Here is a 13,569-nt window from a genome sequence, read left to right as displayed (position 1 = left end):
AAAACCCCAACCCCATTGTTGAATATTAGCAATATTCGACAATGGGTTTACCCTCAATTCTATGGCTCCAACCACCCTCCGTATTCCCAACCATAACCTCATCTCCCTTGGCGAAGCTTCACCATACCACTATACTGTTTTTATATACAGTATTTATGGTAATCCCCGTGTCCTTTGCCGAACTCCACTGCCTTAGTAATTTCTCCTTTCTCCGTGGCGCCTCACGCCCGGAAGAACTGGTCGCCCAAGCCTTTTTCCACGGCTATGACGCCATTGCCCTAACCGATGAATGCTCCCTGGCGGGTATCGTCAAAGCCCATGTCGCCGCAAGGGAACTGGGTATTAAGCTGATTATCGGCACAGAACTCGTTATCGATGCACCCGTCGAGAGACCTAACACGCCAGAAAAACCCACTCGCGGTCGCCGTAAGAAAACACCACCCATCGCCGAGGCGCCCCCTGCCCCCCGCTATCATCTGGTGTTACTGGCGAGCAATCGCCAAGCCTATGGTGAAATCTCCCTGCTGATTACCAAAGCCCGGCGCCGTAGCCCCAAAGGGGAATATCGGGTGGAACTCAGCGATCTGCAATTTGGCACACGCCATTGCCTGGCCATCTGGTTGCCCCAAACCATTGGGGACAATAGCGACCTAAACCAACATCAACAGCAAGCTGCCCTATTAAAAAGCTACTTTCGCCAGCGACTCTGGATTGGTGTGGAACTGCTGCAAACCGGGCAAGACAGCCGTCACTACCAACACTGCTATACCCTGGCCAAAGATCACGACATTTCCATGGTGGCCTGTAACGACGTACACATGCATGGCCCTGAGCGCCAGCAACTGCAAGATGTGCTCACTGCGGTACGCCATAAAATGCCGATACAACAACTGGGGCAATTGCGCTTTTGCAATGGCGAACGTCATCTACGCCCATTAGACACCCTACGTAATATCTACCCGGAAGAACTGCTGCAAGAAAGCCTGAACATTGCCGAACTCTGCCAGTTCTCTTTAGAAGAACTGCGCCACGACTACCCGGAAGAACTGGTCCCCAAAGGCAAAACCTCGAGCCAGTATCTGTGCGAACTCAGTCTGGCCGGTGCCGAGCGCCGCTGGCCCAATGGCACGCCACCCAAAGTCGCCGACCAGCTGGAAAATGAACTGCGACTGATCGAAGAGCTACACTACGAACACTATTTTTTAACCGTCGCCGATATCGTCCACTTTGCCCGCAGCCAAAAAATCCTCTGCCAGGGCCGAGGCTCCGCCGCCAACTCCGTGGTCTGCTACTGCCTGTTTATTACCGAAGTGGATCCCGCCCAAAGCGCCCTCTTGTTCGAACGTTTTATTTCCAAAGAACGCAACGAGCCGCCGGACATAGATGTGGACTTTGAACACGAACGCCGGGAAGAAGTGATTCAATACATCTATCAAAAATACACGCGCAAACGCGCGGCACTCACCGCCACAGTGATTACCTATCGCCCCAAAAGCGCCATTCGCGATGTGGGCAAGGCTCTGGATTTTGATCCGCTACTCATCGAGCGCTTGAGCAAAGACCTGACTTGGTGGGAAAAAAGCAATCATCTGGAAGAACGCCTGCAAGCCCAAGGCATCGCCGGCAGCAGCCGCATGGCACAGCAGTTTCTGTTTTTAATCCGGGAGATCCTCGGCTTTCCCCGGCATTTATCCCAGCACGTGGGCGGATTTCTGATTACCCAAACCCCTATCAGCAATTTGGTGCCGGTGGAAAACGCCAGCATGGCCGATCGCACGATTATCCAGTGGGATAAAGAAGATATTGAATCCTTAGGCCTTCTCAAAGTCGATGTTCTGGCGCTGGGCATGCTCACCGCCATCCGTAAAACCCTGGCACTGATCAACAGCTACCAAACACCGCCCACCACCGTCGCCAATATTCCCAAGGAAGACCCGCAAACCTATGCCATGCTCTGCCGGGGCGACAGCGTGGGTGTTTTCCAAGTGGAATCCCGCGCCCAAATGGCCATGCTGCCAAGATTAAAACCCCGCTGCTATTACGACCTGGTGGTGGAAGTCGCTATCGTTCGCCCCGGCCCCATCCAAGGGGATATGGTGCACCCCTACTTAAAACGCCGAGACGGCGAAGAAGCCGTAACCTATCCCAACGATGAGATTAAAGAAGTCCTGGAACGCACCCTGGGCATTCCCATCTTTCAGGAACAGGTGATCAAACTCGCCATGGTCGCCGCAGGATTTAGCGGCGGCGAAGCCGACCAACTCCGACGCGCCATGGCCAGCTGGGGCCGCAACGGCAACCTGCACGGTTTTAAACAGAAACTCATCGACGGCATGCTGGCAAGAGGCCATAGCCAGGATTTTGCCGACCGACTCTTCCGCCAGATGCAGGGCTTTGGTGAATACGGCTTTCCCGAATCCCACGCCGCCAGCTTTGCCCTACTGGTTTACACCTCCGCCTGGTTGAAGTGCCACTACCCTGCCGCTTTTTATTGCGGACTGCTGAACAGCCTACCTATGGGTTTTTATTCCGCCTCACAACTCGTACAAGACGCCCGCCGCCATAAGATAGAAGTACGCCCCATCGACATCCGCTACAGCCAGTGGGACCACACACTGGAACTCATCGAAGACGATGTACTGCTGGAGCAACAACCCGCGCTCAGATTAGGACTGCGCATCGTCAAAAGCTTTAACCAGCAAGCTGCCGAACGCATACAAGACACCAAAAATAGTTATCCCGACGCCATTAACGACCTAGCCGAACTGGCACGCAGAGCCAACCTTAATAACCACGAACTGGAATGCCTTGCCGGCGCTGACGCCTTAGGCCACTTAAGCGAACATCGAAGAGATAGCCACTGGCAAGTGCAATCCCTCGCGACAAACACCGAACTCCTCCCCAGTGAAGTGCACCAGGAAAACGCCAGCATACAATTAGATGCACCAGATGATGGCGAAAGTACGCTAGAGGACTATATCCACACCGGCCTAACCTTAAACAAACACCCGATGGAATTATTACGCGGCCAACCGCCGTTTAATCAATGCAGTCGCGCCGTCGATCTTTTTAAAATAAGACATGGAAGATTTGTAAAAATATCCGGCGTTGTTACCGGACGACAGCGACCTGGCACCGCAAGTGGCGTTCTTTTCATAACTTTGGAAGACGAAACAGGAAATTGCAATATTGTCGTCTGGAAAACTTTGCAAGCTCATTGTAGGCAGGCAGTATTAAAGGCACGCATTATGCTCATCAAGGGAACGTTAGAGCGGAAAGATAATGTGATTCATGTGATCGCTGGGCATATTGAAGATATGAGCGACAGAATGGTGGGATTTGGGATGAAGTCGAGGGATTTTCATTGATCGTACACCTAAAAACTCTGTTCAACCAAAAGTTAAATTAAAACCTTTACTCACGCAAAAATCAGCCAAAAGGACGACTCTATATCTTACTAATGCATAAATTTATCTATCCTAAATATTACTAAATTTATGATATTTTTTAATGGAAGATTAGAATTAAACACAAAAAATAATTTTAGACAGAGTCTATTTAGAATCCTTATATATTTTTCTATCCTATATGTAATGGGAGCATTCTTCTGGATAGGTATTTTTGAAAAATATTTTCAATTTCGCGATAACGCATCAAATAAAATAAAGCAATTGGAGCGACATATAAAATATATAGAGTGGGATACTGAATGGAATCGAGACCAAGTACTTTATAGAAACGACGAAAAAGAGATCAAACACATAGAGAGGACCTACCAAGGTTTATACAACCTACAGAACATTATATCGACACACATAAGAAACTATGCCTCTACTTATTCTACCCTAGAATCTGACACACCAGCTATTGAATCAATTCAGGACTTCTATTTTAAAAATAAAAACGCGTGCTCCAGCTTTTACAACTTGAATATTCAAAAGATGAATGCCCCTCACCCAATACTCGACAGTCAAACCAAACTAAATCGCTACACTAATAAACTAGTAAACCTTGAAACTTTCAGCATATCTAAAGAGGTAGAAAAAAATGTTAAATTAAATTCTGAAATAGATACACACGACGAATCAGAAATAAAAAAACAGTTTCGCTACTCTGCTTATAATCTCCTAATATGCAGGCTTATGCACGAATTTTATCAAAATATTATAGCTATAAATAATTATGCCATGATAGAAACAAGCACAGACTATTTAAATCAACTAATAAACGATGAAGAATCAATTTATAAAGAAGATGACTATACGTCTCACATCACGCCACAGCGCATATCTCTAGTGATAGGCTCTAAAAAGTCCGCAGATCAAATAACTTTTCCATCAACGGTACGCGCAATCGACGACAACTATATATGGATTCCTGGAAACTCGCCATGGTGGGCTAATACTATAAACTCGAATAGAATCATCAATGCAAATGATAATTTACGCGAAAACGAAAAATGCACTCTAACCAAACCTTATATGCATGAAATTGATAAAATTTCCGTAAGAACATACAGCTGTGCATTTGAATCATTTTCAACCAGTGGAAAAAACACAGAATATGAAGGAACAGCTCTTTATGCAATTCTAAATACTGATTTCGTTTACGACGTGGATCAATCCAAAAAAGTACAACACATTGTATTTACGAAGGAATTAAAAGAAATATTTAATAATTTAAATCAAGATTACTCGAAAAGTACAATTGAAAGTATAAAAATAAGAACAGGATGCATACTAGACCCGTTGTGCGTTCTAGAAAATATCAAAGGAAACGATATCTTCTACAAATGCATCGCCTTTATATTATTAATTCTAATTATACCATCAATGAGGATTAGAAATGGATATAGCACAAAGCTAAATAAGCCCATATATTATGGAGATAAAATAACAGAAAAACATCATAAAGAATTAGAAGAAATAGCTGAAATTAATTTTTCACCAATGACGAGCATCAATATCTCAAAGACCTCTAGAGATAAAAATACAACATCTATAGAAAGGTTGAAAATACAGTCAAACTATAGAGCAGAGTATTCATTTCAATACCGAACGACGAAGTTTTTTTCCATCAACCTATTGATATGGAAGATCAACATCAACTGCTCATTTGACACCTTTAGCGACCCCATTCATATAAACATCTTGCTGGACGGAAATGTTGTAGCAAGGAGTAATTATATGGAAATACCAGAGAATCTTCTTGAACGGCATTTACTTTTCATAAACACACCATATTCAACATCACAACAGAGGACAAATAGATATAAGAATTGGATAGATAAAAGCAAAAACCTAAAAAGCAAGAGAAACAAATATGGCAATAGCGGACATCGCCTAGAAAGCACCAACTTCAAGCACAATAAAGAGGAGCTACACTGGATTTCTAGGATTATCTCGGGAAGCTTTGGAAAAGTAATTGAATCACAGAACTTGAGCTGCTTAGAAACAGAAATTGAGTTAGCGGATTTACACCAATTATATCAATTTGAAACCGTCAATGTATTAATGTCACTCACCGACTTCAAGATAGCAATAGAAGAAGAAAGCTCATCAATGGTTAATTTAATAAATAATGACCCACCAGGAGAAATCCAACAACCGAATATCGTCGCACGCTATATTTTAGCAAAAAATCCTACTGATATAGAAAACTACATTAAAGAGTTTAAAACCAGAGGTGACCTAAAAGACTTCACTGAGAATAATGGTCTATATTTCTGTACGATAAAGGAGGAAGAAAAAAACCCACTACAGGACGTCAACGGAAAGATCCGACATGTTATACAACTATTCTCTACGGGTATAATACTAGAAGTACAAGGAACAAGTAACTTTACCTATAGAGAAAGAAATAAAAATACCAAAAGCTCACCTACGCCACCAAAACGCTACTTAAGGATCAAAGTTATAAAGCGGGCTGCAGATATATATTTTTATAATTCGATATTTTCAGAACTAGAGAAAAGCGAAAGTAAGTTTCTAACTACTAAAGAGCGAATGAAATTCGACTGATAGTACACAACCACTGTTGAATTTCACCTATCCCAAAAAATAGAACCATGACCTTGATGAGATTTCCAGTTAATCTACTACCAAGGAGATCTCAAAATCATAAAGAAGCGATACACGGAAGAGCAAATCATCAAGGCAATCAAGCAGCATGAAGCTGGCCAAAGCACCTGATATCTTCCGGGAGCTAGGCATATCCGCAGGTACCTTTTACAACTGGCGTTCAAAGCATGCCGGCATGGAGGTCAACGACGCCAAGCGCATGAAGGACATGAAGGCAGAGAATGCCAAACAGAAGAAGCTTCTCGCGGAAAAATTACTCGAAGTCGAGGCCATGAAGAATGTCATCTCAAAAAAGTGGTAAAGCCAACTGAGCATAAGCCCGTTGCTAGTTATTTGATTGAAAGATTTGGTTTGAGCGAGCGCAGAGCTTGCTGGCTTTCAAGTATTAGCCGAACGGGTTATCGATATCTAACGAGAGGCTGCGACGATGATAGCCTTCGAAAGCGGCTCAAAGAGTTGGCAGCACGTTATCCCCGATACGGCTACCTCTTGCTACATGGACTATTAAAGGCCGAAGGGCTAGTCATCAACAAGAAGGGCGCCTACCGTGTTTACACCGAGGAGCGGTTGAAGTTTGGCCCAAAAGCGTAGAAAGCTAAAGCGCCCCATGCTAGTGGTGGACTCACCTACGGAGATCAACGAAAGGTGCCCATGGATTTTGTCTCTGATCAACTGAGTAATGGTAGGCGTTTCCGAATACTAAATGTTGTCGATAATTATAGTCGTGAGCTAGTCGGTCAACTGTCTGAGTTTTCTATTAGTGGTAACCGTGTCGCTCGCTTCCTTTACCAACTCATCAAAACACGGGGCAAGCCTCAAGGAATTACGTGTGACAACAGCACCGAATATACCAGTAAAGCCATATTCTTCTGGAGCAAAGAAAATCAGGTCAAACTCAACTTTATTCAACCAGGTAAGCCAACACAGAATGCCTTCATCGAAAGCCTAAATGGCAAGTTTAGAGATACCTGCCTAAATCTACATTGGTTCCGAACGATAGAGGAAGCCCGCTACGAAATAGAGCTTTGGCGAGCGCATTACAACCACGAGCGACCGCACAGCTCATTAAATTATTGACGCCCGCTTCCTTAGCGAACCAGGCTGCTTAACGTAGTAAATCTCATCGAAACGGTGGTCCTAACTTAGGGGAAAGGTCAAACACGCTAAACTTTTTATAAAAATAAGCACAGTAATTGCCAAAAACGACCCAAAACCGCCTATTTAGCCTATTGAGGGCAACGGCACCCCAATCATGGATACCAATTTAAAGCCCAGAGCAATACCACAGCCCACGAAAACCTCTTTCGTTTTGAGTGCGCTTGTACCGAAATATACTGTACATTTATACATACATCCTATACAGTAAGAAAAACTATATTAACTGAAAAGAAAAGTTGTTTTTCAATCGGCGCTTAATTTATTAATTCAACACATTTTTGTATGATTATCATCAAATGCAGTGAATACCCCACAGCTAAACCAGGCAAGGTTACATCATTCGAAGTCCTTCAAAAAAAAGCTGCCTGCTTCCAATTGCAACTTTTTAGGCCAGAATTTACGGTTAGGAATCTCGACAAACTGGGCTATCAATGTAAACGATGTGATGGTATCAAGGATGCTAAAATCAGCACTGTTTCCAACGAGATAATGAACAAGGAGTTTAATCGTGCCAAAATAGCTGATAAATATGGATATAAAATACTCCCCTTTCTTTGCCCGCAATGCCGGCAACATTTTCATATAACAAACCCTTCCCTAGGACGAAATCAGTACGGTGATAGGCTAACTTACGACGATCTCGCACCGCGATTTAAAAGGAATGGATTTACGCTAAGTCCAGCCCTTAAAGAGATTCAAAAATATCTTAAAGTGTCAAAGAAATATCTTTGCACTTGTGACTGCTGCGGAAATCAACAAGAGCAATCTGCAGAAGATATGGCAGCTCGGCGTGCAATTTTATGCCGAACTTGTAAGACAAATAAGTTTAGCGAAGGCAGAATCCGTAGTGTACTGGAAGCTTTATACAAAAAGCCATTTGAAACCAGGAGAAACTTATTTACGAAGAAAGAAATCAAAGATGCTTACATCACTTTAAACAAAACAATAAATGAAAATACTAAAAAACAACGAAAATATCCCGCATGGCTTGAAATAGACATGTACTGCAAATCGGAAAATATAGCTCTTGAGCATAACGGCGACCAGCACATAAGAAAAAGTAAAAGTGGATTTATTACTTCTGATGCTGAGTTATCTGATCTACAAGCGCGCGATTGTGTTAAAACTTACTTGGCTAGCCAGAAAAACATAAACCTAATTACTGTAAACCAGCTTAAAGATCCATCTTTAGAAGGGGTACGAAAACATATTGAAATTCCACTGATGAATGCTGGATTTAAATTTAGCGATGAGCAGTGGCATGATATTGATATACCAACATTTGACAATCAATATTCAAAAAGCATAATCGATTTCATAAATCAAAAGAGATATACCGTAATTACCCCTCCTCCGTATACTCAAAGCTCCATCATCCAATACACCTGTGACAAAGGGCACAAATGTAAGACCTCTGCCGGATCGCTCAAATCAGGCTGTGGATGTATAGCTTGTGCCCAGAAGAAACCTTGGTCAGAATTAGCTATAACAAGCAGCTTTCATCTTCTTGGCTATAAAACTATTTCGCCTCTAGATAACATAAGAGCTAATAGCAAAATAAGGATAGCGTGTTTAGAATGTGGACACGATATTTTTTGGCATGAAAAAATAATCACTTATCGCCGAAGAGTTTTAAATACCTATTTTACCGTTAATCCAGACGACTCAGTAGATTTTATAAGTCCAAAGCGGCCTGGAGACAGGCCTCCATGTCAATTTTGTATTTGGATACAACAATTTATTCGCTTCGCCTCGTTTAAACGAGGCAAGATTAAATTGGATTCTTCTCTTCAAGATTGGAGAAAACTTAATAGATCTCGTCAACTTGGGGAATATAGACAAAGACTTTTAAAGTTTGTTAGCGACGAAGATTGGGAAGCGGTAGATTTTGAAATGAAGAGAAAATTGAAATCACTTGAAATTATAGATAGGACAACGTAGTTCTCAATAAAATTTTTATTAATCTGTAGAAGTTCAGACCAGATCTGACACATCATCTTGAAAAAGAGAGAGTTACCCGTTTTGATAAAGGTGTCGAATCTTTAACTCAAAACAAAAGGTAACTCTCATGATTCATACTAACAATCCCATCATTAAACACAAAGCCGGTTTGTTGAATTTAGCTGAAGAGCTGGGCAATGTGTCCAAAGCCTGTAAGGTTATGGGCGTATCGCGCGACACCTTCTATAGGTATCAAGAGCTGGTTGAAGATGGCGGTATCGACAACCTGATAAACAAAAGCCGCCGAACACCCAATCCAAAGAACCGGGTTGATGAGGCGATAGAGCGCGCCGTTGTTGAATACGCATTAGAACAGCCTGCTCACGGACAGCACCGCACCAGTAATGAATTGCGTAAAATCGGCATCTTTGTTTCTGGCAGCGGTGTTCGCTCCATCTGGGTTAGGCACAATCTTGAGAACTTCAAAAAACGGCTGGCGGCTTTGGAAGAAAAAGTGGCTAAGGACGGCATTATCCTGAGCGACGCACAGGTAGCCGCGCTGGAGAAAAAGAAGAATGACGATGAGGCCTGCGGCGAGATTGAAACCGCACACCCAGGCTATCTGGGCTCTCAGGACACATTTTACGTCGGCAACCTTAAAGGTGTAGGCAGAATTTACCAGCAGACATTCGTCGATACCTATAGCAAAGTGGCGTTCTGTAAGCTCTATACAACAAAGACACCTATTACTGCTGCTGACACTCTCAATGACAAAGTATTGCCATTCTTTGAGGCCCAGGAGCTTCCTATGCTGCGGATACTGACTGACCGAGGAACTGAATACTGTGGCCGCGTTGATCAACATGATTATCAGCTCTATTTAGCCATCAACGATATTGATCACACCAAAACCAAAGCTATGTCGCCACAGACGAACGGCATCTGCGAACGCTTCCATAAAACGATTCTGAATGAGTTTTATCAGGTGGCGTTTCGCAAGAGGCTGTACAACTCACTGGAAGAACTACAAAAAGATCTGGACGACTGGATGGAATACTATAACAATGAGCGCACTCATCAGGGCAAAATGTGTTGTGGCAGAACGCCAATGGAAACGCTGCTTGATGGGAAAACGATTTGGGCTGAGAAAAATTTAGCTCAGATCTAAGCTGACAGGCACCGTATTAAAACGGGTAACTGTCAGATCAAGTCTGAGCTACTACAATTAATCCTCTCCAATAGCGGCCAAATAAAATAGTCCCTTGGTAATCCCCCCATATTTAACTGACTTGGATTCAACCGGTCACTGCAACACCCAATACTACAATGAGTAAAGAGGTACTAATTGATAGGATGAATGACGTGAAAAAAGCAGCTATCTGGGATCAATGGCAGACTATTAGGCTCTGATGTATTCGCTGTGCTAGGTAATTCCATTACATTTAATATTGATCTCTACATCGATATAACTTTTACCCTTCTCTAGAGCTTAGATAAACCGTAATCGTATTGCCTTGTGGCACGTCCCACACAGCATTTGGGAGCGATTCGCTAACTCGACTAAAGAACATCATTTCAGCACCTGGCATAGCATTGTCTTCCAATGAAATAATGACTTTACAGGTGTGACTGCGACACTCAACACTTTCAAGATTGACACCATTAATCTCATTGCCATCGACACCAGTCATATCTTCACTAAATATATCTTCATGCTCTCTAGCCCAGAGATCGTTCCGCTCGTCCGATAGAAATTGATTGGACGCATCATCCCGGAATGCTGCAATTCTTTGATCAGATTCATAACGCGCTTGTTCATCCTGTGCTTCATCAATAATTTCATCATTCATATCCGCCGTAGATAACGGATTAATTGCAGATTTATCCATCGCAAATGGCTTCTTCTCAGTATTGCCTATCTCAGGTCTAGATGACGCCAAACTGTCCTTCTCAACTGCAACACCAATTTCACCATGAAAAGACTCGGATTGGAGAGTCTTCATTTCTTGCTCTAAACGTGACAACTTTTCACCAATGGCCAAAGAACCTTCACGCACTTCAACCATTAGGTTATGGGACTGAATAAGCTGATTAGATAGCTCCCTATTTTCTTGTCGGTATTGATAGATAAGGGCAGAAAATAAAGCGGCTAAGAAAACAGTAGACATTGCTAAAGCTGTGATTCTCAATTTCATCGTGATTAGTCCTATACAAAATGGTTATATAGCCTGATTATTTATAAATCATTAACCGAAGTAAAAAGAGGCAATTTTAAAGGTATAAAAACGAATGGAACTATCTATATGGCAACTCAGTGTAATCTAGGCCACATCGCCTAAACAGGAATTTTTCACAGTTTCGATTTAATTATTTTTGTGACGTAAATATTTTCTACATTTCCCTTGCCAGGCCAAATATCACACAAAATTAACGTAATTTATTTACATATAATTTCGCAAAATGATCATATTATCTTTTCGCGCATCGACTGCGTTATTTCTTTTATATAAATAGAGTTATTTATCCGGAGGAGATTTATCCATGAAAAAACTACTCATTATTGCTGCCTTATTGTCTATAGTTACCGCTACAGGTGTCCACGCAAGCAAAGAGACCTTTAGTGGCACCATGTGTCAGAGCGTATATAACGTCAATTCAGTCTATGGTCGAGATGTGGTATATCAATATGGAGCAATTTGGAATCGAAGTTCTACCGTGTGGGCTTATGTCGACTGCCCTGTTCCTAGAGCCAACGGATTATCTAGCGGAACAATTGCTGACTTAGAGGTATCCGTAAAGGACACCGACGGTAATATGTGGTGCCAAGCAATCAATCGAGATCGGCATGGCAACGTAGTTGCGTCAGAAACAATTTCATCAACCGGGCTTGGAAACAGGGTTCTTGATTTTTCATCGGTAGCAGGTGTCGCCTATGAAGGACACATAACCGTGTTTTGTGTAATCCCTAAAAACGGGGGTAAAGTTTCTAGCATTGTCGCAGATATCAATTAAACCAAATCCGATTTAATTGTTATGACGTAAGATATTGAAAGCTTTCTAAGTGGTCTAATGGCTTTAGAATTTCTTTAATAATTGGCCACTTAGCAAATCATATCTTACGCAATAATATAACTACATCAAAAACCAAATAAAAATGAGTAACATAGTTACCGCATAGCGCATCTACCTTGATGATTTTCTAATTTAATTTCTATATTAGTTTAACCCACCCAAATCACAACATCCCCCAAATGGGGGATTCCAAAGTCGTGTGAATATGCGAGTCTAAATATTTTTAACATACCCACATCAGAAAATCGGTAATAGCAGGTATAGACATGCCAAACTGGTCTACATCCATTTCTGGCCCTTTAGATTGGAACCTATTCAAACGATTTAGGCTGAAAACATGGCAATGGGGAGGAATATCAACTGCCTGTATAATTTATGCGACGACGGCGGTAGAGCCGAGCCTTTCGGGAAAATGGACAGACGGTGATAGGCATACGGTATCAATATTTCATTTCGGCAATGAACTTAGAGGGTATCATTTTAATTCTGAGGAGGAATCTTTTACTGCAAATCGCACAGGTCAAGATACTTACTCTGGCGGCATAAACCTCTATGGCGCAGCAAAAGGCAATAAGTGTTACCAGAAATATATTGAAAGAACCAAGGATCTTAAAATTACAAGAGGTAACGATTATAAAACTATGAAAATGACATTTACCAGTGGCATGCATGATAAAGAAACATGCAAATTGATCAATAATTCTAGACATCAAATAACTAAAACCTACAAACGTATTAAATAGTTTTTAAAGTAAAAATAAGGAGATTTCTCTATGAACGCCACAAGCGTATTAGTTTTAATTTTAATCCTAGCATTTGTTTCAGACAGACTAACGAAAGCGATTTTATTTTGTTTAGCATTGATCCCCAAATGGCGTAAGGCATTTCCTGCTCCCGACTTGATTATGGAGCCGGATAAAAAGTACATTGCGCGACGGAAACATCTATTCGCTTATACATTGATTGTCGGCACTATCGCATCAATGACTGTTTACTTTTTTCCTGACATAAGAATGATCGGTATGCTATTGGGCCGCGATGTCTCCGCTGTGCTAGATATATTCATTACGACATTAATCGTGATGGGAGGCTCTGACTTGGTGAGTCGAATTGTACAAATATCTGGAATTGGAGATGTCGGCGCTGTATCTGCAGCAGGCGAGACGTCCAATAAAAATAAGCCGGTTGAAATAGTTGGACGCCTTGTTGTAGAGAATGAAGGAAAAATATGGAGCGCAGAAGGAGGAGCTTCCGCTAGAAATGAAGCACCTCCACTAACACAAGCTGTTTAGAGTCTGACCTTTCCTACTCTATCTCT

The 13,569-nt window shown here is 42.2% G+C and carries 8 protein-coding genes and 1 pseudogene; 8 read left to right on the top strand and 1 reads right to left on the bottom strand.

Annotated features, from left to right (window positions below):
- The first annotated feature begins 155 nt into the window (after nt 1–155).
- The 5 genes and pseudogenes from ACXAFR_RS05755 to ACXAFR_RS05735 all read left to right on the top strand — a co-directional run bounded on the left by ACXAFR_RS05755 (nt 156) and on the right by ACXAFR_RS05735 (nt 10,347).
- Nucleotides 156–3,368 (top strand): error-prone DNA polymerase, encoded by a 3,213-nt coding sequence (locus tag ACXAFR_RS05755; RefSeq protein WP_475173545.1) that lies wholly within the window; start codon nt 156–158, stop codon nt 3,366–3,368.
- Between the two features lie 573 nt (nt 3,369–3,941).
- Nucleotides 3,942–6,020 carry a hypothetical protein gene (locus tag ACXAFR_RS05750; RefSeq protein ID WP_475173543.1) on the top strand — a complete coding sequence of 693 codons (2,079 nt, stop codon included), beginning with the start codon at nt 3,942–3,944 and terminating at the stop codon, nt 6,018–6,020.
- 99 nt (nt 6,021–6,119) lie between these two features.
- Nucleotides 6,120–7,189, top strand: a pseudogene (locus ACXAFR_RS05745) (IS3 family transposase).
- A 331-nt stretch (nt 7,190–7,520) separates the two neighbouring features.
- On the top strand, nt 7,521–9,179 hold the full coding sequence (locus ACXAFR_RS05740) for a hypothetical protein (RefSeq protein WP_475173538.1): 1,659 nt from the start codon (nt 7,521–7,523) through the stop codon (nt 9,177–9,179).
- A gap of 127 nt (nt 9,180–9,306) precedes the next feature.
- A complete protein-coding gene (locus ACXAFR_RS05735) occupies nt 9,307–10,347 on the top strand; it encodes an IS481 family transposase (RefSeq protein WP_475173536.1) in 1,041 nt (346 codons plus the stop codon).
- Between the two features lie 304 nt (nt 10,348–10,651).
- On the opposite strand, the gene ACXAFR_RS05730 is transcribed toward ACXAFR_RS05735, so the two are convergent.
- Entirely contained in the window at nt 10,652–11,374 is a 723-nt protein-coding gene (locus ACXAFR_RS05730) for a hypothetical protein (RefSeq protein WP_475173534.1), read from the bottom strand.
- 346 nt (nt 11,375–11,720) lie between these two features.
- On the opposite strand from ACXAFR_RS05730, the gene ACXAFR_RS05725 reads away from it, so the two are divergent.
- The 3 genes from ACXAFR_RS05725 to ACXAFR_RS05715 all read left to right on the top strand — a co-directional run bounded on the left by ACXAFR_RS05725 (nt 11,721) and on the right by ACXAFR_RS05715 (nt 13,543).
- Nucleotides 11,721–12,191 (top strand): hypothetical protein, encoded by a 471-nt coding sequence (locus ACXAFR_RS05725; RefSeq protein ID WP_475173532.1) that lies wholly within the window; start codon nt 11,721–11,723, stop codon nt 12,189–12,191.
- Between the two features lie 326 nt (nt 12,192–12,517).
- Nucleotides 12,518–12,994, top strand: coding sequence for a hypothetical protein (locus ACXAFR_RS05720; RefSeq protein ID WP_475173529.1), 477 nt, complete (start codon nt 12,518–12,520; stop codon nt 12,992–12,994).
- 30 nt (nt 12,995–13,024) lie between these two features.
- A complete protein-coding gene (locus ACXAFR_RS05715) occupies nt 13,025–13,543 on the top strand; it encodes a hypothetical protein (protein WP_475173527.1) in 519 nt (172 codons plus the stop codon).
- Nucleotides 13,544–13,569: the final 26 nt, after the last annotated feature.

The organism is Pseudomaricurvus sp. ABR4_320, assembly GCF_056159445.1.
This window is presented reverse-complemented; position numbering and strand designations above follow the sequence as displayed.